We start from the raw sequence: 22,762 nt of genomic DNA on the forward strand, positions 1-22,762 counted from the left end.
GGATCACGCCGGCGGGTGCCGCCGGGACGCGGCGCGCAGCGCGTCCGCGATCCGGCGGCACTCGTCGCGCGTGAGCACGGCGGTGTGCCGGCCCATCGTCATCACCGCGAACGGGTCGCCGTCGTCGACCTGCACGCTCACGATCTCCTCGCCGGCCCCGCTGCTCACGCTCGTCCACGCCGTCATGGCCCACTCCGCTCCGACGTCGTCCACGTCCGCTACGTGGGCGTCGGAGTCCGTTCTACATACTTGCGTGTCGGCTGGCAAGTAAGTATCAGTACCCGTTGGTCACCAGGTTCGGCGGGTCCTCCCCGCGGGCGACGGCCGCGAGCTGGGTGTGCACGACGCGATAGGCGCGGTCGAGGTGACCGGGGACGCTGCCGCCGACGTGCGGGGTGATCAGCAGGTTGGGCGCCGTCCAGAGCGGGTGGTCGGCGGGCAGGGGCTCGGGATCGACGACGTCGACGACGGCACGCAGGCGCTCCGCGCGCAGCTCGGCGAGCAGGGCGTCGGTGTCGACCACGGGGCCGCGCGCGGCGTTGACCAGCAGCGCACCGTCGGGCATCGCGGCGAGGAACGCGGCGTCGACCAGCCCGCGCGTCTCGTCGGTGAGGGGCACGAGCAGGACGACGACGTCGTGGTCCCCCAGCAGGTCGGGCAGCTCGGACGTCGCGTGGACGCCGTCGCGGGCGCGGCGCCCGACGCGGGTGATCGTGTCGACGTCGAACGTCTCGAGGCGCCGCGCGGTCTGCTCGGCGAGGTCTCCCGCGCCGACGAGCAGCACCCGCTTGCCGGTGAGCGTGTCGGTGATGTGCTGGTCCCAGCGGCCCTCGTCCTGGGCGCGCACGAACGGCGGGATCTCGCGGAGCACCGCGAGCGTCGCCGCGAGCACCCACTCGGCGGTGACGCCGCCGTGGGCGCCCTGGCAGTCGGAGAGCTGCACGCCCGCCGGCAGCCGTCCGACCCACAGCTCCGCGCCCGCCGAGAGCAGCTGCACCAGGCGCAGCCGCGGGCAGCGCTCCACGAGCTTCAGCGCGTCGCTCGTGGCCAGGAAGCCGGGGATGAGCACCGCGGCCCGGTCGGCGGCGTCGGGGAGCTCGTCGGCCTGCTCGTCGTAGCGGACGAGCTCGAGGCCGTCGATGTCGGCGAGCGCGGCCTCGCCCTCGTCGTGGGGTACCAGGACGGTCACGGGTTCCGGACTCACGGTCGGCGGACGCTACTCCTCCCGGGTCGGCGCGGGGCCGAGCGGCGCGGTGATCGACCCCGACCCGCCCCGTCTCACGGCCGGCAGAACCCGGGACGCCTACTGTGTCGTGCCGTGTCCGGTCCGCTCCGCAGGGTCGCGCTGATCGTCGCGCTGACGACGTTCACCGCGCTGCTCGCCGGCTGCGCGCAGTTCCCGGACGCGGGGACCCAGCCGTGGCGCGAGCGTCCCGACCTCTCGGCGGAACGGGCTCCCCAGCCCGAGCTCCCGGAGACCGGCGAGCCGACGCCCGCGCCGAACTCCGCGGGCCCGTCGGTGCCCCCGCCGTGCGTCGACCCGGACCCGCAGGTCGTCGCCACCTGCCTCGACCCGCTGTCGGCGGTCGTCACGCTGCCCGGCGGGGCCTCGGCGCTGGTCGCCGAGCGGACCACCGGGCGCATCCTGCGGATCACGCCCGACGAGACGCCCGAGCAGGTCGCGACGGTGCCCGTCGACTCAGCCGGCGACGGCGGGCTGATGAGCCTCGCGCTGTCCCCGAGCTTCGCCGAGGACCAGCTGATCTACGCCTACGGCACCACCGCCGCCGGCAACGCGGTCTTCCGGATCGCCCCGGGCGACGTGCCCAAGGTCGTGCTCGGCGGCATCCCGCGCGGCGCGTCGGGGAACCGCGGGGCGATCGGCGTGGAGCCCGACGGGACGCTGCTCGTGGCCACGGGCGACGCCGGCAACGCGGCCGCGGCCGCCGCGCCCACCTCGCTCGCGGGCAAGCTCCTGCGCATCGATCCGTTCGGCCGGCCCGTCCCGGGCACGCCGAACCCGGCCTCACCCGTCGTGGGTAGCGGGCTGCACTCCCCCGGCGACGTGTGCGCCGACCCCGCGGCCGGCGTCAGCTGGGTGACCGACCGCGCCGGGCCGCGCGACGTGCTCCTCGCGGTCCGCCCCGGCGTCGCGCCCGGTGCCGGGGCCGCGGCCTCGCCGGCCTGGACCTGGCCCGAGCGTCCCGGCGTCGCCGGCTGCGCGGCGCTGCCCGGCACGCTCGTCGTGGGCCTGCAGGGCTCGAGCGCGATGTTCGTGCTGCGCCCGACGCCCCAGGGCGGGTTCGTCGGCGCGCCCCAGGCGGTCCTGCAGGGCACCTACGGGCGCATCACCGGCGCCGACGTGGCGTCGGACGGGCTGATCTGGTTCACCACCGCCAACAGGGGCGGGGGCGGGCCCGTGACGCCGACGGACGACCGCGTCGTGCGCATCCGTCCGCCGTCAGGCGGGGCGAGCGGAGCGGACTAGACCCTGGGCGGGAGGCCGTCCCCGTCACCGAGATGCCGTGAGCGCAGTGATCGAAGTACCGATACGGACGCTCAGCGTCCGTGACGGCACTTCGCTGACACGACGCCGGACGCACCGCGGCCCCGGTCCTCCACCTCGGGGTGGGGAGGACCGGGGCCGCGGGCCACCTGATCTGGGGAGCGGACCAGGCGAACGTCGATCCGTCTCAGTCGTCGCTGTCGCTGCTGTGCCCGAAGGACATGAGGCTCGAGCCGTGCGAGGCGATCGCGTCGTCGACCTGGTGGGCGCCGGCGCCGGTCGCGTCGTGGACCTGGCCCGCGACGCGGTTGGCCGCACCGGAGATCTTCTGCTCGGTGTCGGTGGCGTGGCTGCCGACCGGGATGCCGTTGGCGTTGGCCGCGGTCTGCAGGTCCGACGTGGCGGCCGACGTGATGCGGTTGACCTGGTGCTGGCCGGCCGACACGTGGCCGCCGACGAGCTCCTCGCCGCCCTTGACCGTCGTCGGGACGTCGGTGTCGGGCAGGTCCTGCAGCGCCGCGGCGTTCTCCTGCGCGACGTCGGAGAGCGTGCTCGTGGTGTTGTCGACGTTCGGCGCCTCGGCGGCGAAGGCGAACGACGCGGTCCCGCCGGTCAGCGCGAGCGCCGCGGCAGCAGTCAGCGCGCCCCGGCCGGCGACCTTGCCGACCGTGCTGGTCTGGCGGGCACTGTGTGCACCCATTCGGAACCCTCCAGTACTTCGTATGGCATCGGGGGATGAACCGGACGGTGGGCACGCCGTAACGCCCGGCCAGGGAACGGCTACACGCTGCTCCCTGAATCACCCAACGGAGGGATCTCGTCCGGGTTACGGGTAGATCACGGAAAACATGATCGATCTCGGTGAGTCAGGGCTCACCGGCAGCGCTCGAGCACCAGTTCCTGGACACGGGCGGCGTCCGCCTGCCCCCGGGTGGCCTTCATCACCGCTCCGACGATCGCGCCGGCGGCCTTCGTCTTGCCCGCGCGGATCTTCTCGGCGATGTCGGGCTGCGCGGCCAGGGCCTCGTCCACGGCTGTCGTCAGCGCGCTCTCGTCGCTCACGACCGCGAGACCCCGCCCGGACACGACCTCGTCGGGCTCGCCCTCGCCGGCCAGGACGCCGTCGACCACCTGGCGGGCCAGCTTGTTGGTCAGCGTGCCCTCGCCGACGAGGGCGACCACGCGCGCCACCTGGACCGGCGTGATGGCCAGCTCGGGGAGCGTCACGCCGGCGGTGTTGGCCTGCTGGGCGAGGTACGAGACCCACCAGGACCGCGCGGCCTCGGGCGGGGCGCCCGCGTCGACGGTGTCGGCGACGAGGTCGAGCGCCTCGGCGTTGACCAGGTCGCGCAGCTCCTCGTCCGAGAGGCCCCACTCGGTCTGGATGCGGGCCCGGCGCTCCCAGGGCCGCTCCGGGAGCCCGGCGCGCAGCGACTCCACCCAGTCGCGGGAGGGCTCGAGCGGCGGCAGGTCGGGCTCGGGGAAGAAGCGGTAGTCGGCGAAGGTCTCCTTCGGCCGGCCCGCCGACGTCGTGCCGGACTGCTCGTCGAAGTGCCGGGTCTCCTGGCGGATCGTGCCGCCGGAGAGCAGGACACCCGCGTGGCGGCCCATCTCGTAGCGCACCGCGCGCTCGACCGAGCGCAGCGAGTTGACGTTCTTGGTCTCGGTGCGGGTGCCGAACTCCTCGGTGCCCTTCGGCTTGAGCGACACGTTCGCGTCGCAGCGCATCGAGCCCTGGTCCATGCGCACGTCGGACACGGCGAGCCCGCGCAGCACGTCACGCAGCGCGGTCACGTACGCCCGCGCGACCTCGGGCGCGCGGACGCCGGCACCGACGATCGGCTTGGTGACGATCTCGATGAGCGGCACGCCGGCGCGGTTGTAGTCGAGCAGCGAGTAGTCCGCGCCGTGGATGCGCCCGGTGGCCCCGCCGATGTGCAGGGACTTGCCGGTGTCCTCCTCCATGTGCGCGCGCTCGATCTCGACCCGCCAGGTGCCGCCGTCGTCGAGCGGCACGTCGAGGTACCCGTCGAAGACGATCGGGTCCTCGTACTGGGAGATCTGGAAGTTCTTGGGCATGTCCGGATAGAAGTAGTTCTTCCGGGCGAAGCCCGACCGCTCCCGCACCTGGCAGTTCAGCGCCAGGCCGATCGTGATCGCGGACTCGACGGCGGTGCCGTTGACGCGCGGCAGCGCTCCGGGCAGACCGAGGCAGACCGGGCAGATGTTGGTGTTGGGCTCGGCGCCGAACGCGTTGGCGCAGCCGCAGAACATCTTGGTGTCGGTGTTGAGCTCGACGTGCACCTCGAGCCCCATGACGGGGTCGAAGTGCTCGCAGACCTCCTCGACGGTGTACGGCGCGGACTCGACAGTGGCCGTCATCGGCTCGTCTCCAGGGCACGGAGTTCGGGGATGCGCGGACCGGCGGCGGAGCCCGCCGTGGCGGCCTCGTAGGCGGCGGCGACCCGGTAGGCGCGGTCGTCGGCCAGGGCGGGCGCCATGACCTGCAGCCCGACCGGCAGGCCGTCGTCGGCCGACCGCCCGCACGGCACCGAGAGCGCCGCGTTGCCCGCCAGGTTCGACGGGATCGTGCAGAGATCGGCGAGGTACATCGCCAGCGGGTCGTCGCTGCGCTCGCCGATGGCGAACGCCGTCGTCGGCGTGGTCGGCGAGACGAGGACGTCGCAGGTCTCGAACGCCGCGGTGAAGTCGCGGACGATCAGCGTGCGGGCCTTCTGCGCCTTGCCGTAGAGCGCGTCGTACGAGCCGGCCGACAGGGCGTGCGTGCCGATCATGATGCGGCGCTTGACCTCGGCCCCGAAGCCGGCCTCGCGCGTGAGCGACATGACCTCGTCGGCCGCGTGCTCGCCGTCGTCGCCCACCCGCAGGCCGTAGCGCATCGCGTCGAAGCGGGCGAGGTTGCTCGAGGCCTCGCTGGGCGCGATGAGGTAGTACGCGGGCAGGGCGTAGGCGAACGACGGGCACGACACCTCGACGACGTCGGCGCCCAGCTCGCCGAGCACCCTTACGGCGTCGGTGAACGCCGCGAGCACGCCGGAGTGGTAGCCCTCGCCCGAGAACTCGGAGACGACGCCGACCCGGACGCCGGCGAGGTCCCCGCGGGCGCCCGCCTGCGCGGCCTCGACGACGGGCGGCAGGGGCGCGCTCACCGAGGTCTGGTCGTTCGCGTCCTTCCCGCCGATGACCTCGTGCAGCAGCGCGGCGTCGAGCACCGAGCGTGCGCACGGGCCGATCTGGTCCAGCGACGACGAGAAGGCCACGAGCCCGTAGCGCGAGACGGTGCCGTACGTCGGCTTGACGCCCACCGTGCCGGTCACGGCGCCGGGCTGACGGATGGAGCCGCCCGTGTCCGAGCCGAGCGCGAGCGGCGACTCGCCGGCGGCGACCGCCGACGACGACCCGCCGCCGGAGCCGCCGGGGATGCGGGTGAGGTCCCAGGGGTTGCGGCTGGGCCCGAACGCGGAGTTCTCGGTCGAGCTGCCCATGGCGAACTCGTCGAGGTTGGTCTTGCCCAGCGGGACCAGGCCGGCGGCGCGCAGCCGGGTGACGACGGTCGCGTCGTACGGCGGGCGCCATCCTTCGAGGATCCGCGACGCGCACGTCGTGGGCATGTCGGTGGTGGTGAGGTTGTCCTTGAGGGCGATCGGGACCCCGGCCAGGGGCGACACCGGACCGCCGTCGGCGATGGCGCGGTCCGCGGCCCCGGCCGCGGCCAGCGCGCCGTCCGCGTCGAGGTGGAGGAACGCGTGCACGCCGCTCTCGGCCGGGCCGTCGACGGCCTCGATGCGCTCGAGGTGGGCGCGCGTGACCTCGACCGAGGACACCTCGCGGGCGTGGATGCGGCGCGCCAGCTCGGCGGCGTCGAGGGAGACCAGCTCGGAGTCCACCGGTCCAGCTCCGCTGCGCTGCGTGTCCCAGCTCACGCGCCCTCCCCCAGGATCCGCGGCACGCGGAAGCGGCCCTCCTCGGCGGCGGGCGCGGCGGCGAGCACCACGTCGCGCGGCAGCGAGGGCTCGACCGTGTCCGGGCGCACGACGTTGGTCTGCGGGACCACCTGCGCGGTCGGCGGCACGTCGTCGGGGATCTCGCCGACCTTCGAGACCGTGTCGACGATCGCGTCGATCTGCGCCGAGAACATGTCCAGCTCGGCGTCGGAGACGGCGAGCCGGGCCAGCCGGGCGAGGTGGGCGACGTCGTCGCGGGTGATGTCGGACATGTCCCTCCGGGGGTGCTGCACGTGCCTCGGGTCGAGCGGCGCTTCGCTGCGTCTCCCGGCGCCGGGCGCGAGCCCGCAGGACGGTGTCTCCCGGCGCGGATGTCCAGTCTAGGACCGGGTCGCGCGGGCCCTCGACGAGGATTCCGGCGGCTGCCGCGGTCAAGCTCTGATCATCGCTCGCCCCGGCGGGGGTCGGCCTGGGAGGATGCGCCGGTCCCGCCGGTGGGGTATCTCGGCGGGGCGCCCGGGAAGTGCGACCGCCGCCTCCCCGGCGGGGTACAGCCGAGTGCCCGCGCCGGCCCACCAGGCGGGGGTCGTCGGGCGTCCGGGAGTCGAGGAGGGTCGTGACCTACCTGCTGCGTGTGGTGCTGCCCGATCGTCCGGGCACGCTCGGCTCGCTGGCCTCGGCCCTCGGCGCCGAGGGCGCGGACATCCTCTCGGTCGACGTGGTGGAGCGCGGCGCCGGTTCGGCGGTGGACGACCTCGTGGTCGACATGCCCAGCTCCCGCCCGCCCGACGTGCTCATCACCGCCGCCGAGGCCGTCCACGGCGTGATCGTGGAGTCGGTGCGCCCGTTCGCCGGCGCCCTGGACACCACCCGCGAGCTGGAGCTCGTCGAGGCGGTCGCCGCCCACCCCGAGGAGGGCGTGCGGCTGCTCGCCGAGGGCGTGCCCGGGCTGTTCCGTTCGGCGTGGGCGCTCGTCACCGAGACCACCGGCGAGGGCCAGGGCGTGCGCCGCGTCGCCTCGAGCCCGGCGGCGCCCGAGACCGAGGCCGCCGAACTGTCCTGGCTGCCCCTCGACAAGGCCACCGTGCTCGATCCGATCGGCGGCCACACCGTGCCGGAGGCCTGGACCGACCTCGACACGGAGCTCGCCGCCGCACCCGTCGGGCGCCCGGAACGAGCCCTCGTCGTCGGGCGGCCCGGAGGGCCGGCCTTCCGGCCCTCCGAGCTCGCCCGGCTCTCCCACCTGTGCGGGATCGTCGCGACGATCGTGGGCTAGGGCGCCGGGATGATGTTGGCGTTGCGGTGGAAGAGGTTGTCCGGGTCGTAGGCGGCCTTGATCTCCGCGAGCCGCGCGTACTTCGTGCCGTAGGCCGCCGGGACGCGGTGGGCGTCGTCGACGCCCAGCCCGTTGGCGTAACCGCCCCGGCCGATCCCGTGCGGCGCGAGGGCGTCGTAGAAGCCCCGCACCCAGGCGCGCTCCGTCGTGAGCGGCACGCCGTCCGGGGTCATCCCCAGGATGAAGACCTGCAGACGGGGGGTCCGCTCGCCGCTGAACGCCGTGCTCGCGTCCTCGGCGTCGCAGTAGGCGCCGGAGAGGTCGTAGAAGAACACCGCCGACGTCGGCGGTGCCATCGCGCCCACCCCGTCCACGACCACGTCGATGACGTCGTCGGTGAAGCCCTCGAGGTAGAGCGACTTCTCGTACGCGCGGGTCCCCCAGCCGTACGCCTCGTCGAACATCTGCTGCAGCTCGACGTACGGCATCGGGGTGACCAGCTCGAACAGCGGCGGCAGCGCGCCGCGCACGCGGTCGACCACGGCGCGATGGGCGTCCTCGGCGCCGAAGCCGACTGCGCACAGCGCGAGCCCGCGCCGCAGGTGGTGCTCCTCGGGCACGAACGGTGCCGGCGGGGCGTGCATCGCCACCACCTCGAAGCTGACGTCGGGCGGCAGGTCGGCGATGACCTCTCGCGACACCCGCAGCGCCTCGGCCGCGCGGTCCATGCCGTAGAAGAGCATGCCCAGCTGGATCAGGGGGCCCACCTCGTGGAGGGCGAGCTCGAACGAGGTGACGATCCCGAAGTTCCCGCCGCCGCCGCGGACGGCCCAGAACAGGTCGGTGTTCTCGTCGGCGTCCGCGCGCACGATCCGGCCGTCGGCGAGCACCACCTGCGCCGCGACGAGGTTGTCACAGGTGAGCCCGTGCTGGCGGGTCAGCCAGCCCATCCCCCCGCCGGTCGTGATGCCCCCGACCCCGGTGTGGCCGATCTCGCCGAGGGGGACCGCCAGCCCGTGGGCCTGGGTCGCCGCGTCGAGATCCCGTTGCAGTGCTCCGCCCCCGACGACGGCCCGCCGGGCCACCGGGTCGACCTGCACATCGTTCATCCGCGTGAGGTCGACGACGATCCCCGCGTCACCGACGGACATGCCCGAGACGGAGTGGGCACCGCAGCGCACCGAGATCTCGAGCGACGCGTCGCGGGCGAACACCACGGCCGCGGCGACGTCCTCGGCCGTCACGCAGTAGGCGACGACGGACGGCCGCCGGTCGATGTCGCCGTTCCACTCCCGGCGGGCCTCGTCGTAGTCCGGGTCGTCCGCGGTGACGACGCTCCCCGTGAGCGCCGAGCGCAGGTCCTCGAACCGTGAGATCACCTGTGTCATGGGTCGGACTCCTTCCCCCCGGGCCACCTGGTCCCCCGCGGCCCTGGATCCGGAACGCCCCTCGCTCCGGAGCCGCCCACGCTAGTGCCACGCTCCGTGATCAGACGCTGCTCCGAACGAGCTATCATCGATAGCTAGGCGAAGACAAAGGCGGCATTCGACTACGGAAGGACACCAAGCTGTCCGGTGACTCGTGCACGCGGTGGATGCGGAGGGTCAGCGGCGGTGCTCGGCGCGGGACCCGGGCCAGAAGCCGGCCGCGCGCAGGCCGCCGGTGCGGGCGCCGTTGCGCCTGCGGTCCCAGCGGCCGCCCACGTCCTTGCCCTGCGCGTACCGCACGAGCTCCTCGTTGCCGGTCGCGAGCCAGGTGCCGTCGGGACCCTTGAGGGTGTCCTCGAAGCCGATGCGGCAGTCGAGGTTGTTCCGCTGCGCGTACTCGAGCACCGGCCAGGCGCCCGCCTCCTCGCCGTGCAGCAGGATCGGCGCCGGCACCGGGCCCAGGGCCTTGAGGATGCGGACGGCCTCGGCGACGGCGGTGTCCGGGTCGGTGACGGTGACCTCGGCGAGCACCCGGACGGTGCCCCGCGGCAGGCCGGCCTGCTTGAGCTGCACGGCGTCGCCGGTGGTCCACACGCCCAGCTCGACGCCGATGTCGACGGCGTCGAGCGCGGCGCACACGCGCTGCCAGCCGCGCTCGTGCACGTTGACCGCCGCGACGTCGGGGCGCGCGTGCCGCGGCAGGCGCCCCCACTGGCCGATGATCTCGGTGCGCTTGAGGGGGTCGGGCTCGACCCAGCGCGCGGTGGTGACGCCGATCTCGAGGTCGGGGGCCTCGCGACGGATGGTGTCGACGACCGTGCCGATCACCCGCGGGTCGAGGCTCTCCTGGCCGTCGCGGTCGCGGGGGTGGACGTGCAGGCTCTCGACGCCCAGCGCCGCCACCGCCCGGGCGTCGCGCGCGAGGTGGCGCGGGCTCATCGGGACCGCCGGGTACACGTCCGCGGGACGGGCACCGTTGGGGCAGCACTGCAGCACCGCGGCGTCCCTCCCTCCGCCCGTGAGCCTCGTCCCGGGTGTCCAGCTTCGACGCTGGCGGCGGCGGAGGCAACGCCAACGCGTCAGCGCTCGGGCTCCCGGCGGCACGCCACCCGGACGGTCGCACCGCCGTCACCCGACGGTGTGAGTGTGCCGGACACCCCGGGAAGGTCCGCTACCGGCCGGTCGGACGATCTCGTCACTCCTCGGCGGAGGCGCCCTCGGTGGCGTTCTCGGGCCCCGAGCCGTCTCCCCCGGATACGGCCGCACCCGCCGCGGCGTCCGGCCCCTGCTCGAGCAGCACGCGGAAGCCGTCCTCGTCGAGGATCGGGACCCCCGCCGACACCGCCTTGTCGTACTTGGACCCCGGCTCGTCGCCCGTCACGAGGAACGCCGTCTTCTTCGACACCGAGCCGGCGGCGCGCCCGCCGCGGGCGAGGATCGCCTCCTTGGCCTCGTCGCGGGAGAACGTCGGCAGCGAGCCGGTGACGACGATCGAGAGCCCCTCGAGGATGCGGGGCACGGACTCGTCGGCCTCCTCGGCGAGCTCGACGCCCGCGGCGCGCCACTTCTCCACCACCTCGCGATGCCAGTCGACGGAGAACCACTCCCGCACCGCCGCGGCGATCGTGGGCCCGACGCCGTCGACGGCGGCGAGCTCCTCCTCGGTCGCGGCGTCGATCGCGTCGACCGACCGGAAGTGGCGCGCGAGGGCCTGCGCCGCCGTGGGGCCGACGTGGCGGATCGAGAGCCCGACGAGCACCTTCCACAGCGGCCGGTGCTTCGCGGTCTCGAGGTTGGTGAGCAGCTTGCGCCCGTTCGCCGAGACGTTGCCCGCCTTGGTGCGGAAGAGGTCGACCTGGATCAGGTCGTCCTCGGTGAGCCGGAAGACGTCGCCCTCGTCCTGCACCACCCCGGCGTCGAGCAGCGCGGTCGCCGCCTCGTAGCCGAGGACCTCGATGTCGAACGCACCGCGCCCGGCGACGTGGAACAGACGCTCACGCAGCTGCGCGGGGCAGGAGCGGGCGTTCGGGCAGCGCAGGTCCTTGTCGCCCTCGCGCATCTGGCGCAGCTCGGTGCCGCACTCGGGGCAGTGCGTCGGCATGACGAAGGCGCGCTCGTCGCCGGTGCGGGCCTCGACCACCGGGCCGAGCACCTCGGGGATGACGTCGCCCGCCTTGCGGATGATCACGCGGTCGCCGATGAGCACGCCCTTGCGCTCGACCTCGCCCGCGTTGTGCAGCGTCGCCAGCGACACCGTCGACCCGGCGACCAGCACCGGGTCCATCTCCGCGAACGGCGTCACGCGCCCGGTGCGGCCGACGTTGACGCTGATGTTGCGCAGCGTCGTGGTGGCCTGCTCCGGCGGGTACTTGAACGCGATCGCCCAGCGCGGGGCCCGCGACGTCGAGCCGAGGCGCCGCTGCAGCGCGACGTCGTCGACCTTCACGACCACGCCGTCGATCTCGTGCTCGGCGTCGTGACGGTGCTCGCCCCAGTAGCGGGTGTGCTCGATGACGGCGTCGACGCCGTGGAGCACCCGGGTGTGCGACGAGACCGGCAGCCCCCAGGCGGCGAGCGCGTCGTAGGCCTGGGACTGGCGCTCGGGGGTGAAGCCGCGGCGCTTGCCCAGCCCGTGGCAGATCAGGTGCAGCGGGCGCGTGGCGGTGACCCGCGGGTCCTTCTGGCGCAGCGAGCCCGCCGCGGAGTTGCGCGGGTTGGCGAACGGCTGCTTGCCGGCGGCGACGAGCCCGGCGTTGAGCTCCTCGAAGTCGGCGAGGCGGAAGAACACCTCGCCGCGGACCTCCATCATCTCGGGGACCGGGAACTCGTCGGTGCCCGTGAGCTCGGTGGGCACGTCGGCCAGCGTGCGCATGTTGAGCGTGATGTCCTCGCCGGTGCGCCCGTCGCCGCGCGTGAGCGCCCGGGTGAGGTGCCCGTTCTCGTAGAGCAGGTTCACCGCGAGCCCGTCGATCTTGAGCTCGCAGAGGTAGAGCAGCTCCTCGGACGGGAAGTCGAGCTCGCGCTGGACCCGCAGCACCCACTCGCGCAGCTCGTCGGCGGTGAAGGCGTTGTCGAGCGAGAGCATCCGCTCGAGGTGGTCGACCGCGACGAAGTCGGTGGAGAACCCGCCGCCAACCCGCTGCGTGGGCGACTCGGGGGTGACCAGCGAGGGGTGCTCCTCCTCGAGACGCTGCAGCTCGCCGAACAGCTCGTCGAACTCGCCGTCGGTGACGATCGGCGCGTCGAGCACGTAGTAGCGGAACTGGTGGTCGGACACGATCTCCGCCAGCTCGCGGTGGCGCTGCGCGGCCTCGGTCGGCACGTCGTGCTCCGGGGCGTGTTCCGTGCTGGTCACGGGCCCGAGATTAGCCGCGCACCCCGACAGTGGACCGTGACTCGACCGTGTCGGGGCCCGGCGGCGGCGCGGCGCGGAACGGGATCGAGCAGGCGAGCGTGAGGACGCCGAAGCAGGAGAACAGCAGCACGGTCGCGGCCAGACCCGTCGGGGTGAGGACGGTCCGGCCCGCGCCGAGCAGCGCCACGATCACGAGGAAGGCCGCCACCGGGACGACCGTGCTCGCCCACGCGAGGCGCCGTCGCGTCGGTGTCCCCCGCCCGGCCAGGGCCCATCCACCCGCCATGGCGGGCAGGACGAGCAGCAGTGCGGACGGGTCGAGAGCGAAGATCAGCGGCACGAGCGTCAGGCGGCGACCGGGCCGCCCGCGGCGCCGGCGGTGCTCGGCGTACCCGAGCAGGCCGCCGACGACGGCGCTCGGCAGCAGGAGGAAGCCGAACGTGCCGAGCCAGGTGACGACGGACGCCGGTCCGGCCAGCGCCGCCATGAACCCCCGCAGCGCGGCGCCCCAGGCGATCCCGCCCACGACACCGGCGGCCACCCGTTGCGGCCCGGTCCGCGGCGGCGCGCCGAGGAGCGCGAGGCCGCCCAGCGCGAGGACCGCGACGAGGGCCGCGAGCAGCACGGAGTGCCACGCGCCGCGGGGCGTGTCGAGGGCGAACCCGCCGTCGGCGGGGGCGGTGAGGACGACGGGGAGGGCGGACACCCAGGCCGTCGCGACGACACCGCCGGCGAGCACTCCCCGTCGCGCCATGGCTGCCTCCCCGGGCCGTCGGTGCTCACGGAGAGTACGCGCGATCGGCCGTCCGAGGGGATGGTCGTCGCCAGTCGATCACTCTACGTGTCGACCCAGGTGTCGTTCCACCGACGCGACGAAGCCGGTGGCGATGCCGGCGTAGGAGGTGTCGGTGACGCCGCCGACGTGCGGGGTGACGGCGACGTTCTCGGCGAGCAGGGGGTCGTCGGCGTCGATCGGCTCGACCCAGGTGACGTCGAGCCCGGCGCCGGCGAGGTGGCCGTCGCGCAGCGCGGCGGTGAGCGCGTCCTTGTCGACGACCGGTCCGCGGGCGACGTTGACGACGTGGCCGCCGGGCCGCAGCGCGTCGAACGCGGCCGTGCCGACGATCCCGCGCGTCTCGTCGGTGAGGGGACACGCGACGACGAGGTCGTCGCAGCACGCCAGGGCGGCGGTCAGGTCGTCGACGCGGTGGAAGTGGGCGTCGTCGAGGAGCGCCGCGGCCCGGGGCGTCTCGGCGCGCGGACGCCGTCCGATCCCGACCGGCTCCGCGCCGAAGGCCCGCAGCCGGACGATCACCTCCGCGCCGATGTCACCGACGCCGAGGACGCCGACGGTGCGCCCGGCCAGGGTCCGCCCGGACGGCTCGCCCACCAGCTCCTTCGACACGTTCGCCCGCGCCTCCTCGAACCGCCGCAGGAGCGCGAGCAGGTGCAGCAGGGCGATCTCGGCGACGGCGACCGCGTTGCCGGACACGGCGCCGGAGACGTTGTCGACCGGCAGGCCGCGCTCCTGCGCGGCGGGCAGGTCGACGCCGGAGAGGCCGACGCCGAACTGCTGGATCATGCGTGGCGTCGTCGCGTCCATCAGCGCGCCGGAGATCGTGCTGCCCATGGGGCAGAGGATGTCGACCGGGTCCAGGCCTCCGTCCGGCACCTCGACGGGGACGTCGACGATCTCGACGCCGGTCCAGCCGACCTTGTCGAACGCCGTCTCGAGGGCTCCGCGCAGGGCGGCGAACCCGCCGCCCACCAGTCCGATCCGCACGGCGCCCAGTATCGGATCCCGCGGCCCGGCGCGTGCGCCGCGGGGATCACCGTCACCAGCTCGCGGGAGGGTCCGCGAACGCGCGGGCGAGCTCGACGGTCGTGCTCGTCGCCCGCCGGGCCCAGCCCGGTGTCGCCCCGGCGAGGCCGCAGGACGGCGTGACGACGGCGCGGTCGGCGAGGCGGGCGCGGTCGAAGCCCAGCTGGTCGGCGAGCTCGAGGGCGGGCGCGGCGAGGGCGTGGAGGTCGGGCCGGGCGCTCGGATCGGTGGAGGGGACGATGCCCAGCCAGAGATCCCGGTCCTCCCAGAGCTCCCCGAGGGCGTCGAGGATCTCCTTGGGGGCGTCCGGGCCACCCAGCGCGGTGAGGTCGACGGCGACGGCGTCGGGGGCGGTGGCGCCGAGCAGGGCGAGCGGCGGGGTGGGGTGGCAGCAGTGGAGGACGACCCTCTCCGCACCCGCGGCGCGCGCTCCCTCGACCGTCGCGGCGAGCAGGGACCGGGCCTCGGCGCCGGGCACCGCGCCGACCGTCCCGTAGCCCGAGGGCGTCGTCAGGGAACCGGCGAGCACGGCCGGCAGCGTCGGCTCGTCGATCTGGACGACGACGGGGGCGCCGGTGCGGCGGGCGAGCGTGGCAACGTGCGTGCGCAGCCCCTCGGCGAGGCTGGCGGCGAACTCGGCGACGGCGCCGCGGTCGGTGAGCACGCGGTGCCCGCTGTGCAGCTCGACGCCCGCGGCCAGCGTCCACGGCCCCGCGACCTGGCACTTCACCGCGCGCGGCGTCGCCCCGGCCGCGCCGAGGGCCTCGTCGAGGGCGTCCACGTCGCGGGCGAGCAGGTCCTCGGCGCGCCGCTGGTCGCCGCCGGGCCTGTGCACGACCCGGTAGCCCGACGGCCACACCTCGACGGCGAGGTCGACGAGCATCGCGGCGGCGCGCCCGATCATGTCCGCGCCGGCGCCGCGAGCGGGGAGCTCCGGGACGTAGGGCAGGCCGGGGACCTCGCCGACGATCGTGCGCGCGGCCTCCTGCCGGTCGGTCCCGGGCCACGAGCCCAGCCCCGTGGCACGGTCGCCGGGCTCGGGCTCCCGCGCGGCGGTCGTCTCACTCACGCGCCCAGGATCCACCCGGCCTCCGGGACCGTGCCGCGCGGGGCGGCCGCGCCGCCGTGGTCCTGAGCGAAGAGCACCGTCGGGCGGAGAGATGGGCGAGGGGCGCCCTCCGCTGGAACCCGGCGGGGTCGAGGAGATCAGGAGCGCTTCGTCCACGTGCCCGGGGCCCGGGTGGTGGATGAGGTGCCCGTGATCTCGGGAGACCCGGCCTCCGACCGGCCCCCGGACGACCTCAGCCGCGACCGGCGCCCGCCGGGGCGAGGTCCACCGCCGGCGGCGGCCACCCGACGCCGAGGCGGTCGGCCAGCCCGGCGACGCCGTCGTCGGTGACCTTCAGCGCGCGGTGGCCGGGCATCGAGCGCAGCCAGCCGTCCTCGTCGAACCGCGCGAGCAGCGCCGCGGCGAGCGGGCCGGCGAGGTGGTGGCGCTGCTCGGTCCAGTCGACGCAGCAGCGCACCGCGGACAGACCGTCGGGCACCGCCACCCCGAGGCCGGCGAGACCGGCGCGGCCCGTGTCGGTGAGGCGGTAGGCGCCGTCCTCGGCGACGGGCCCGGGCAGCTGGTGGCCCTCCCGCTCCGTGGGGTCCGGGGTGCCGTCGGAGCCCTCGATCCAGCCCTGGTCGCGCAGCGCGTCGGTGACGGCGACGCCGAGGCGGCCGGCGAGGTGGTCGTAGCAGCGGCGGGCCAGGCGCATCGCGTGGGCACGGGTGCCCTCGCGCAGGGATCGGACCGGGCGCGCGGGCGCGATCCGCCCCAGCACCTCGACGAGCCGCGCGACCTCGGGTCCCGCGAGCCGGTAGTAGCGGTACCGGCCGGTCGCGACGACCTCGGTCAGCCCGCGCTCGGTCAGACGGCCGAGGTGCCCGCTCGCCGTCGACGGGGCCACGCCCGCCTCCGCCGCCAGCGTGCTCGCGGGCAGCGCCCGCCCGTCGGCGAGCGCCAGCAGCATGCGACAGCGGGCGCGGTCGGCGAGCAGCTCACCGACCGCGGCCATGTCGACGTCGCCGCCGGGTGTCTGCGGTGCCATGGCCCCGACCGTAGGAGCGCGACGCTGCGGCGTGCACCGAAGCGTCGCCACCTCTCGTCGGAACGCCACGCCGACCGGCTGGGAGCATGGTCCGGTGGCGCAGGTGCTGGCGGGGCCGCAGTGGCGGGCCCGGGCGGGCGAGCACGCCGCGCGGGCCGACGCCCTGACCGCCGGGCACCGGGCGCGCCGGCAGCGCGGCGAGGCGCACCCGGTCGAGGACTTCCTCTACACCTACTACCCCACCCGCCCCAGCCGGCTGCGGCGCTGGCACCCCGGGGCCGGGGTGGTGCTCGAGGACGCCGGGGAGCGGGCGGTGTGGCGCCACTACGTCGCCGAGGACGGCGGCACGAGGGTCGATCACGAGACGCTCGGGCGGGAGCGCGGCGCCACGATCACCTTCGTCGCCGCCCTCCTGCGCGCCACGGCGTCGCGGGAGCCCCAGCTCGGCTGCTTCGGCCTCCACGAGTGGGCCATGGTCTACCGCGACGAGGACACCCGGCACCCGGTCCCGCTGCGGCTGGGCACCGAGGGCACCGACGCCGTCGTCGAGTCGCACCGCCTGCGCTGCTCGCACTTCGACGCCTACCGCTTCTTCACCGACGCCGCGGCGCCGCGCAACGCGGTCACCCCGACCCGGGAGCGCCAGCCGGACCTCGAGCAGCCCGGCTGCCTGCACGCGGGCATGGATCTCTACAAGTGGGCCGACAAGCTGGGGCCACTCGTGCCCGGCGAGCTGCTGCTCGACGCGTTCACGCTCGCCCGCGACATCCGGGTGCTCGACATGCGCGCGTCGCCCTACGACCTCGCCGACCTCGGCTACGACCCGGTGCGCATCGAGACCTCCGAGGGCAAGGCCGAGTACGCCGCCGCCCAGCGCGGCTTCGCCGACCGCGGCGCCGCCCTCCGCGCCCGCCTCCTCCACGTCTGTGAGCAGTTGGCCCCCCGATAGGGGCGCCAACCGCTCACATGGGATCGCATTTGACAGGCTTGTAAAGTCCGGGGTCATGGGACTCCCCGCGCTCGAGCAGCGCACGGTGCTCGCCACGCTGGAGCGCGCCCTGGAGCGGGCGCCCGACGACGTCGCCCAGATCGACCGCGCCGGGCGCTGGACCACGGCCCAGGCCTTCGACCGGTCGCGGCGGCTCGGCAGCGGGCTCCACGGGCTCGGCGTGCGACCGGACGCCCCCGTCGCGCTCATGGTCGACAACTCGTTCGACGCCGTGCACACCGCGCTCGGGCTCGCGCTGGTCGGCGGGGTGCAGGTGCCCGTCAACACCGCCTACAAGGGCGGCTTCCTCGCCCACGTCCTGCGCGACTCGGGCTCCGAGGTGCTCGTCGTCGAGCCGGGCTACGTCGAGCGCGTGCTCGCCGTCGCGGACGAGGTACCGGCGCTGCACACGGTGGTGGTGCTGGGGGAGACGGCGCCGAGCAGCACGAGATTCCGCGTGATCCCCTGGGCCGAGCTGGAGACCGCGCGCCCCGCCGACCCCGTCCGCCGCGGGCCCGGCGACCTCATGGCGATCATGTACACGTCGGGCACCACCGGCCGCGCGAAGGGCGTGCTCGTCCCCCACGCCCACGCGTACACCTACGCCAGCCGGGAGCACCTCGAGAGGCCGGGGCCCGGCGACCGCTCGCTGGTCACGCTGCCGATCTTCCACCTCGCCGGGCAGTGGTACGGCGTCTACCAGGCCCTGATCCACACCATCCCCTGCGTGCTCGAGCCCGGGTTCTCGGTCAGCGGGTTCTGGCGCGCCGTCCGCGAGCACGGCATCACGTACACGACCATGCTCGGCGCGGTCGCCGAGCTGCTCGCCCAGACCCCGCCGGCCCCCGACGACGCCGACAACCCCCTCGAGCTCGCCGTCATGGCCCCGCTCGCGAGCGACGTGGCGGGCTTCCGACGCCGTTTCGGCACCGACGTCGCCGCCGTCTACGGCATGAGCGAGATCGGCTGCGTCCTCGACGGCCCGCCCGCGTCCATCGTCGGCGGGGAATGCGGCTTTCCTCGCACGGGGTTCACGCTGCGGCTGGTCGACGAGGCCGGCGAGGAGGTCGCCCCCGGACAGATCGGCGAGCTGCTCGTCCGCCCCGAGGAGCCCCACACCGTGATGGCCGGCTACCACGGCCTCCCCGAGGTGACGGCCCGGACGATCAGGGACGGGTGGGTGCACACCGGCGACGCGTTCCGCACCGACGCCGAGGGGCGCTTCTTCTTCTCCGACCGCATGAAGGACGCGCTGCGCCGCCGCGGCGAGAACATCTCGAGCTTCGAGGTCGAGAGCGTGGTCAACGCCCACCCCGACGTCTACGAGAGCGCCGTGGTCGCCGTGCCGTCCGAGGTCGGCGAGGACGAGATCAAGGTGGTCGTCGTCCCGCAGCAGGGCGCGACGGTCGACCCCGAGCAGCTCACGTACTTCCTGGTCGACCGGCTCCCGTACTTCATGGTGCCCCGCTACGTCGAGCTCGCCGCGGAGCTGCCGAAGACGCCGACGCACAAGGTCCAGAAGGCCCGGCTGCGCGAGAGCGGCGCCACCGGCTGGGACCGCGAGGCCGCCGGCATCCGGGTGCGCCGCACCGGGGTGACGAGCCGATGAACCGCCTGCTCGTCGCCAACCGCGGCGAGATCGCCCTGCGCATCCTCGCCGCGGCCGCCGACCTGGGGCTCGAGACCGTCGCGATCGCCCCCGCCGACGACCGCACCACCCGCCACGTCGACGCCGCCGACGACGCCGTCGAGCTCCCGGGCACCGGCGCCGCCGCCTACCTCGACGTCGAGGCCGTCGTCGCCGCCGCGCAGAAGTCCGGCGCCGACGCCCTGCACCCCGGCTACGGCTTCCTCTCCGAGAACCCGGCCCTCGCCCGGGCGTGCGCCGAGGCCGCCGTCACCTTCGTCGGGCCGGACCCCGCGGTCCTGGAGCTCTTCGGCGACAAGGCCCGCTCGAAGGAGCACGCCCGCTCCGTCGGCGTCGACGTGCTCGAGGCGGTCGGGCCCGAGCAGGCCCGCGCCTTCCTGGACCGCGTCGGCGCGGTCATGGTCAAGGCCGTGGCCGGCGGCGGCGGGCGCGGGATGCGGGCCGTGCGCGACCCCGCCGCCCTCGACGAGGCCCTGGCACGCGCCGCGAGCGAGGCCGCTGCCGCGTTCGGCGACCCGACGGTGGTCGTCGAGCGCCTGCTGCCGCGGGCCCGGCACGTCGAGGTGCAGGTCGCGGGCGACGGGAGCGACGTCGTGGTGCTCTCCGACCGCGACTGCAGCGCCCAGCGCCGCCACCAGAAGCTCGTCGAGATCGCCCCGGCGCCCGCGCTCGACGACGAGGTGCGCGCGCGCCTGCACGACGCCGCGCGCCGGATCGTCGCCCCGGTCGGGCTGCGGGGACTCGCGACCGTCGAGTTCCTCGTCGACGGCGCCACGACCGCGTTCCTCGAGGTCAACCCCCGGCTGCAGGTCGAGCACACGGTGACCGAGGAGGTCCTCGGGCTCGACCTCGTCACCGCGGCGCTCCGGCTCGCGGACGGCGCCGACCTGCGCGGCGCCGGGCTCGACCCGGTGCCCGCGGTCCGGGGCACGGCCGTGCAGGCGCGGGTGTGCACCGAGACGCTGCGCGCCGACGGGACCGTCACCCCGCAGGCCGGCACCCTCACGCGCTTCACCCCGCCGACGGGGCGCGGCGTGCGGATCGAGACCCACGGCCACGCCGGCCACACGGTCGGCCCGCGCTACGACTCGCTGCTCGCCAAGGTCGTCGTGCACGACCCCGCCGGCGACGCGACGAGCGTGCTGGCCCGGGCCGGGCGGTGCCTGCGCACGTTCGAGATCGAGGGCGTTCCCACCAACCTCGAGGTGCTGACCGCGCTGCTCGACCAGCCCGGCCTCGCCGTCGGCGCCCTCGACACCGGGTTCGTCGACCGCCACGCGGCCGAGCTGGCCCCGGAGGTCGAGGACGCCGTCGACGAGCCCGACGGTGACCTCCACGCGGTCCGCGCCCCCACCGCCGGCGTCGTCGTCGCCGTGGAGCGGACGGCCGGCGACACCGTCGGACCCGACGCCACGCTCGTCGTGCTCGAGGCCATGAAGATGGAGCACGTCGTCACGGCCGGGGTCGCGGGCGCCGTCGCAGAGCTGCGGATCGCGGTCGGCGACGACGTGACGGCCGGTGGGGTGCTGGCGACGGTGACCCTCGGCGACGCCGACGCCGATCACCAGGAAGCCGACACGTCCGTCGACCCCGACCACGTCCGCCCGGACCTCGCGGAGTCCCTCGAGCGCCACCGCGTCACCACCGACGCGGCGCGCCCGCAGGCCGTCGCGAAGCGCCGCGACGTCGGGCGGCGCACGGCCCGGGAGAACCTCGCCGACCTGCTCGACGAGGGCAGCTTCGTCGAGTACGGCGCGCTGGCGCTGGCCGCGCAACGCCGCCGGCGGTCGGTCGAGGACCTCGTCGCGCGCACCCCGGCCGACGGCATCGTCACCGGGACCGGCACCGTCGACGGCCGGCGGATCGCGGTGCTGGCCTACGACTACACGGTCATGGCGGGCACCCAGGGCGTGCTCAACCACGCCAAGACCGACCGGCTGCTGCGCCTCGCGCTCGACTACGGGCTGCCCGTCGTGCTCTTCGCCGAGGGCGGCGGCGGGCGTCCGGGCGACACCGACTCGACCGCCGTCGCGAGCCTCGACGTCACCACGTTCGCACTCTTCGCGCAGCTCTCCGGGCGGGTCCCGACGGTGGCCGTCGTCGCGGGCTACTGCTTCGCGGGCAACGCCGCCCTGGCCGGGTGCGCCGAGCTGATCGTCGGCACCCGCGACCTGTCGCTCGGCATGGGCGGGCCGGCGATGATCGAGGGCGGCGGGCTGGGCGCGGTCGCCCCCGGCGACGTCGGTCCGGCCGACGTGCAGGGACCCAACGGGGTGCTCGACGTGCTGGTCGACGACGAGGCCGAGGCCGTCGCGGTCACGAAGCGCTACCTGGGGTTCTGCGCCGGGCCGACCGGCCCCGTGACGCCCCACGACCAGCGCGCCCTGCGCCACGCCGTGCCCGAGAACCGGCTGCGGGTCTACGACGTGCGCCGCGTGCTGCACACGCTCGCCGACCCGGACACCGTCCTGGAGCTGCGCCCCGGGTTCGGCGTCGGAATGATCACGGCGTTCGCCCGCCTCGGCGGACGACCCGTCGGCGTGCTCGCCAACGACCCCCGCCACCTCGGCGGCGCGATCGACGCCCCCGCCGCGGACAAGGCCGCCCGGTTCCTGCAGCTCTGCGACGCGCGCGGGCTGCCGGTGGTCTCGCTGTGCGACACCCCCGGCTTCATGGTCGGCCCGGACGCCGAGCGCACCGCGACCGTCCGCCGGTTCTCGCGGATGTTCGTGGCCGGGGCGAACGCGCGGGTGCCGGTCGTGTGCGTCGTGCTGCGCAAGGGCTACGGGCTCGGCGCCATGGCCATGGCCGCCGGACACCTCCACCGCCCCGTCATCACCGCGGCGTGGCCCACCTCCGAGTTCGGTGGGATGGGGCTCGAGGGTGCGGTGCACCTCGGCTACCGCCAGGAGCTCGAGGCCCTCACCGGCGAGGCGCGGAAGGCCCGCTTCGACGAGCTGGTGGGCGCGTACTACGAGCGCGGCAAGGGCCTGTCGGTGGCGAGCGTGTTCGAGGTCGACGACGTGGTCGACCCGGCCGCGACCCGCGACGTCGTCCTGGCCGCCCTCGAGACCGCGGGCGACGACCTCGGGCCCCGCCACCCGATCGTGGACACCTGGTGAGCACCCGCACGGCGATCCTCGACGCGGCGTCGCAGGTGTTCGCCGACGAGGGCGTGGGCGCGGCGAGCATCGGCCGGATCGCGAGCAGCGCCGGGGTCACCCGCCCCACCGTGTACGCGTACTTCGACACCAAGGAAGCGATCTTCACCGCGCTCGTCGGGGAGGTCCGCGACGCCTTCCTCGCCGCGCAGGAGGTGCCCGACACGGACGACCCGGTCGCGGTCGCGCGCGCGGTGATCACCTCCTACCTCGCGCTGCACGTCCGCCACCTGCCCCTGCTCGCGGCGATCGACCAGCGGGCCCGCACCGACCCGGCGGTCGCCGCCGCCCGCGACGACCTGCTCGCCCGCGTCCACCGGCGCAACGCCCGCTTCGTCGACCGCCTCACCGCGGCCGGGCGCGCCGACCCTGCCCTCGACGCCGACACGGTGTCGCAGGCGATCACGGGCATCGTGCGCCGGTTCGCCGAGCTCGGCGAGGACGCCGCCCCCGCCGTCCGCGCCCGTCTCGCGGACGACGCCGTCACCGCCTACCTGCGGCTCACCGGCCTGCACTGA

The 22,762-nt window shown here is 75.0% G+C and carries 19 protein-coding genes; 6 read left to right on the top strand and 13 right to left on the bottom strand.

Annotation, left to right across the window (positions count from 1 at the left end):
- Positions 1-3 precede the first annotated feature (3 nt).
- Together QSK03_RS20425 and QSK03_RS20430 are read right to left on the bottom strand one after the other, a co-directional pair.
- Positions 4-213 carry a hypothetical protein gene (locus QSK03_RS20425; protein ID WP_285655892.1) on the bottom strand — a complete coding sequence of 70 codons (210 nt, stop codon included), beginning with the start codon at positions 211-213 and terminating at the stop codon, positions 4-6.
- 61 nt (positions 214-274) lie between these two features.
- Positions 275-1,204, bottom strand: a complete 930-nt coding sequence (locus tag QSK03_RS20430) for a 2-hydroxyacid dehydrogenase (RefSeq protein ID WP_285655895.1) — start codon at positions 1,202-1,204, stop codon at positions 275-277.
- A 114-nt stretch (positions 1,205-1,318) separates the two neighbouring features.
- Here QSK03_RS20430 and QSK03_RS20435 point away from each other — a divergent pair, with 114 nt between their 5' ends.
- Positions 1,319-2,488 carry a PQQ-dependent sugar dehydrogenase gene (locus QSK03_RS20435; RefSeq protein WP_285655898.1) on the top strand — a complete coding sequence of 390 codons (1,170 nt, stop codon included), beginning with the start codon at positions 1,319-1,321 and terminating at the stop codon, positions 2,486-2,488.
- A gap of 205 nt (positions 2,489-2,693) precedes the next feature.
- Here QSK03_RS20435 and QSK03_RS20440 read toward each other — a convergent pair whose 3' ends face one another.
- The 4 genes from QSK03_RS20440 to gatC all read right to left on the bottom strand — a co-directional run bounded on the left by QSK03_RS20440 (position 2,694) and on the right by gatC (position 6,743).
- The gene (locus QSK03_RS20440; RefSeq protein WP_285655901.1) at positions 2,694-3,206 is read right to left on the bottom strand and encodes a hypothetical protein; all 513 of its coding nucleotides are present in this window, start codon (positions 3,204-3,206) and stop codon (positions 2,694-2,696) included.
- Positions 3,207-3,379: 173 nt separating this feature from the next.
- On the bottom strand, positions 3,380-4,888 hold the full coding sequence (gene gatB / locus QSK03_RS20445; protein ID WP_285655903.1) for an Asp-tRNA(Asn)/Glu-tRNA(Gln) amidotransferase subunit GatB: 1,509 nt from the start codon (positions 4,886-4,888) through the stop codon (positions 3,380-3,382).
- Complete coding sequence (gatA, locus tag QSK03_RS20450) at positions 4,885-6,450, bottom strand: Asp-tRNA(Asn)/Glu-tRNA(Gln) amidotransferase subunit GatA (RefSeq protein ID WP_285655905.1); 1,566 nt, start codon at positions 6,448-6,450, stop codon at positions 4,885-4,887. Before gatA ends, gatB begins: the two co-directional genes overlap by 4 nt.
- Complete coding sequence (gene gatC / locus QSK03_RS20455; protein WP_285655907.1) at positions 6,447-6,743, bottom strand: Asp-tRNA(Asn)/Glu-tRNA(Gln) amidotransferase subunit GatC; 297 nt, start codon at positions 6,741-6,743, stop codon at positions 6,447-6,449. The genes gatA and gatC overlap by 4 nt, the downstream gene beginning before the upstream one ends.
- 344 nt (positions 6,744-7,087) lie before the next feature.
- On the opposite strand from gatC, the gene QSK03_RS20460 reads away from it, so the two are divergent.
- On the top strand, positions 7,088-7,747 hold the full coding sequence (locus tag QSK03_RS20460; RefSeq protein WP_285655910.1) for an ACT domain-containing protein: 660 nt from the start codon (positions 7,088-7,090) through the stop codon (positions 7,745-7,747).
- On the opposite strand, the gene QSK03_RS20465 is transcribed toward QSK03_RS20460, so the two are convergent.
- From QSK03_RS20465 to QSK03_RS20495, 7 genes are all read right to left on the bottom strand, one after another.
- Positions 7,744-9,135, bottom strand: coding sequence for an FAD-binding oxidoreductase (locus QSK03_RS20465; RefSeq protein ID WP_285655912.1), 1,392 nt, complete (start codon positions 9,133-9,135; stop codon positions 7,744-7,746). The two genes, QSK03_RS20460 and QSK03_RS20465, sit on opposite strands and share 4 nt — an antisense overlap.
- Before the next feature lie 216 nt (positions 9,136-9,351).
- A complete protein-coding gene (locus tag QSK03_RS20470; protein ID WP_502872199.1) occupies positions 9,352-10,113 on the bottom strand; it encodes a 3-keto-5-aminohexanoate cleavage protein in 762 nt (253 codons plus the stop codon).
- Positions 10,114-10,369: 256 nt separating this feature from the next.
- Positions 10,370-12,529 (bottom strand): NAD-dependent DNA ligase LigA, encoded by a 2,160-nt coding sequence (gene ligA / locus QSK03_RS20475; protein WP_285655916.1) that lies wholly within the window; start codon positions 12,527-12,529, stop codon positions 10,370-10,372.
- A gap of 10 nt (positions 12,530-12,539) precedes the next feature.
- Positions 12,540-13,283: a hypothetical protein gene (locus QSK03_RS20480; RefSeq protein WP_285655919.1), complete on the bottom strand. Its 744-nt coding sequence runs from the start codon at positions 13,281-13,283 to the stop codon at positions 12,540-12,542.
- Between the two features lie 78 nt (positions 13,284-13,361).
- On the bottom strand, positions 13,362-14,312 hold the full coding sequence (locus QSK03_RS20485) for an NAD(P)-dependent oxidoreductase (protein WP_285655922.1): 951 nt from the start codon (positions 14,310-14,312) through the stop codon (positions 13,362-13,364).
- A gap of 52 nt (positions 14,313-14,364) precedes the next feature.
- Entirely contained in the window at positions 14,365-15,420 is a 1,056-nt protein-coding gene (locus QSK03_RS20490; RefSeq protein WP_285655924.1) for a methionine synthase, read from the bottom strand.
- Between the two features lie 232 nt (positions 15,421-15,652).
- Positions 15,653-16,447, bottom strand: a complete 795-nt coding sequence (locus QSK03_RS20495; RefSeq protein ID WP_285655927.1) for an ArsR/SmtB family transcription factor — start codon at positions 16,445-16,447, stop codon at positions 15,653-15,655.
- Positions 16,448-16,541: 94 nt separating this feature from the next.
- On the opposite strand from QSK03_RS20495, the gene QSK03_RS20500 reads away from it, so the two are divergent.
- From QSK03_RS20500 to QSK03_RS20515, 4 genes are read left to right on the top strand one after another with little or no spacing between them, the layout of a single operon-like run.
- Positions 16,542-17,396: a 3-methyladenine DNA glycosylase gene (locus tag QSK03_RS20500; RefSeq protein WP_285655930.1), complete on the top strand. Its 855-nt coding sequence runs from the start codon at positions 16,542-16,544 to the stop codon at positions 17,394-17,396.
- Positions 17,397-17,451: 55 nt separating this feature from the next.
- Positions 17,452-19,044 carry an AMP-binding protein gene (locus tag QSK03_RS20505; protein ID WP_285655933.1) on the top strand — a complete coding sequence of 531 codons (1,593 nt, stop codon included), beginning with the start codon at positions 17,452-17,454 and terminating at the stop codon, positions 19,042-19,044.
- Positions 19,041-22,205 (top strand): acetyl-CoA carboxylase family protein, encoded by a 3,165-nt coding sequence (locus QSK03_RS20510; RefSeq protein ID WP_285655936.1) that lies wholly within the window; start codon positions 19,041-19,043, stop codon positions 22,203-22,205. Before QSK03_RS20505 ends, QSK03_RS20510 begins: the two co-directional genes overlap by 4 nt.
- Positions 22,202-22,762, top strand: a complete 561-nt coding sequence (locus QSK03_RS20515) for a TetR/AcrR family transcriptional regulator (protein ID WP_285655939.1) — start codon at positions 22,202-22,204, stop codon at positions 22,760-22,762. The genes QSK03_RS20510 and QSK03_RS20515 overlap by 4 nt, the downstream gene beginning before the upstream one ends.

This window comes from Actinomycetospora sp. NBRC 106375 (assembly GCF_030269665.1).
Classification (GTDB): Bacteria; Actinomycetota; Actinomycetes; order Mycobacteriales; family Pseudonocardiaceae; genus Actinomycetospora.